The organism is Vulcanococcus sp. Clear-D1 (assembly GCF_014654725.1).
Taxonomy (GTDB): domain Bacteria; phylum Cyanobacteriota; class Cyanobacteriia; order PCC-6307; family Cyanobiaceae; genus Vulcanococcus.
On record NZ_JACVZV010000013.1, the window covers coordinates 66,612 to 68,941 of the forward strand.

General features: G+C 52.7%; 2 protein-coding genes. Both read right to left on the reverse strand.

The window, feature by feature from the left end; genetic code table 11:
- Window positions 1–937: FG-GAP-like repeat-containing protein (locus H9532_RS04185; RefSeq protein WP_296365987.1), on the reverse strand; the 937-nt coding region annotated here is incomplete at its 3' end.
- A 57-nt stretch (window positions 938–994) separates the two neighbouring features.
- Window positions 995–2,290 carry a GNAT family N-acetyltransferase gene (locus H9532_RS04190; RefSeq protein ID WP_296365988.1) on the reverse strand — a complete coding sequence of 432 codons (1,296 nt, stop codon included), beginning with the start codon at window positions 2,288–2,290 and terminating at the stop codon, window positions 995–997.
- Window positions 2,291–2,330: the final 40 nt, after the last annotated feature.

Sequence of the window (2,330 nt, forward strand, 5' to 3'; positions counted from 1 at the left end):
TGACGAGGGAGGTCTCACCAATTGTGAGAGCCGAATCCGCAAGGGAGATGGTTGCAGTTGGCGGAGTTGTGTCACCACCACTAGGGGTATTTTCATAGAATGCTATCACACCTTGATCAATTCCTACAAATAAATCGAGGTCACCATCGCCGTCGATGTCTGCAAAAGACGGAGTTAAATATTGAGTAAATCCTGGTGTGACATATCCGAAGGGATTGGTCTGCTTAGGGCCAAAGGATGGGGAAGATGCAGTGCCTACGTTTTCGTAGAAAAATAGGGCTCCGCCGACATTTTTATCTCCGACAAATAGATCCAGGTCTCCGTCGCCGTCGGAGTCTGCAAAGGTGGGAGCCGGAGTATCTATGCCATCGGCTGATGTGTTTAAGCCGAATGGTGAGGAATTAGCGCCGCCAAAAGTGGGATTAGAAGCTGTGCCCGTATTTTCATAATAGGTGAGGGATAGGCTGTCTTGTCCGAGGAAGAGGTCGAGGTCGCCATCGGTGTCAATGTCTGCGAATGTAGGAATATTGATAAATCTCTGTGGTATAGGAAGTCCAAAAGAACTCTGAGATGGTGTGGCAAATGAGGCTGCCGAAGAGGTTCCAGTATTCTCATAGAAATTGATTTGAAAATCATTGCCGGCAAATAGATCTTTGTCGCCGTCATTGTCGATGTCTGCGAATGTTGGATATAAGTAAATACGCGAAGGAGGTGTTATTCCAAAGGGATTGGTTGTGGCTGCTGCAAAGTTGGGGCTGGTGCTAGTGCCAATATTTTCGAGGTAGGAGATATCTGGGGAGCCATTCTTTGCCCCGATAAAGAGGTCTAGGTCTCCGTCGTTGTTAATATCTGCAAACGTTGGGTTTATGGATGAAGATATGCTCAGAGAGATGTTGAAGGGATTGCTAGTGGGGCTAGAGAAGGAAAATGTGGTCATGGCTTTTGGTGGTGATTGAGAATTTTGTGGTTAGTGGTGGAAAGGTTCTCGGGGATTTCAGAGGGCCGGCGCTCTGGCTTGGATCTTTGCTGATTTAGGCAGGAGAATTTCCGATTGTCGAGCTCTGGAAATGCTCTGGAGATAGGGCCGCAAATGGCGTTGAGCCAGCCGAATCATGGAGCCGCTTTCTGGCGCTACTCCTGCGCGGGCTACTGGTGGGCCAAGTTCCCCCTGTCGCCGGAAAGCGCTGGCCAGCAGCGCCAAGCCTCTGGCGCGCCCCCGGTGCTCCGGTGCTACAAAAAGGCTGGAATAGCGGACCTGTGTAGGGGTGGTGCGATCTACCAATACCCATCCCACCAGTTGTTCGTTATGAAGCAATGCGAGCGAGATGTTTGGATCCAGGTTTGGGCTGGTTGTGGAGGCAAGAAGGGTGGATGGGGCGTTGAGTTTGGAAGCATCTCCTGTGTACTGCGGTTGCCAGGTTGCTAGGCGGTACGGCTGAGTAATTGGATAGTTGTCAGCCCAGGGAATGGTCGCCAAGCGTTCCGCAAGCCCTTCGAGTAGCAAAAATGTGTCGTGTGGTTTGCTCCAGCCAAGGCGTAGCAGTAAAGATTCAATCGCACCTTCGCTCTCTGTGGTTGATTGGTATCGAATGTGTATATCTCTCATGCCTTCCAGGTGAAGGCATCTCATCAGGCTCTTCATCAGAAGGCTGCCAACCCCTCGGCCGCGCCAATCTGGCTGAACTTTCAGAGAAACGACCTGGGCTGATCCTGTCTGTTTGCACTCAGCGATCGCAAGACCAACCATCTGTTCGCCAGCAAGTGCGCAAACGGCCACCAATGGGCCATTCAGTTTGCGTTGGGCATTGCCGCCAGGTGCCAGCGATGGGAACGTTAGTTCTGCATAGGGTGCCAAGTTGTCGGCTGTGAGGTGAAAGATGCGTTGGTATCGCAGGTTGGATCCGGCAGGGGTGCTTGCGGTGGATTGAGGCGGCTTCGGCCTGGTGCTGAGTAGCTCCACCCGATTCGGGAGCTTGATCAGACGCTCAGCATCGTCGGCATCATTCGCCAGTACCGAAGCGCGTTGGATGCCAGTCAGCAGTGCGATATCGAAAACCTCATCCACAGATTCGGGCAGGTTCAAGCTCCCTTGGATTTCCCCCGTGTTGAGATCCACCACCCGGATTCCGCAGACGCCATCAGGGTGGTTGGAGTTTTTGAGCTGCTCTGCTATGGCCAGTCCGTTGCTTTGGGGTGAGCGCAGTTTGGAGATGGTCACCAGCGCTTTGTCATCCTGAAAGGTGAGCCCTCGTGCAAACCCTGGGAGCTGGGCTAAGCAGGGCCGATTCAAAGTCTGATCACGGGTTCAGCTCTGGTTGTCGTCGCGCCAT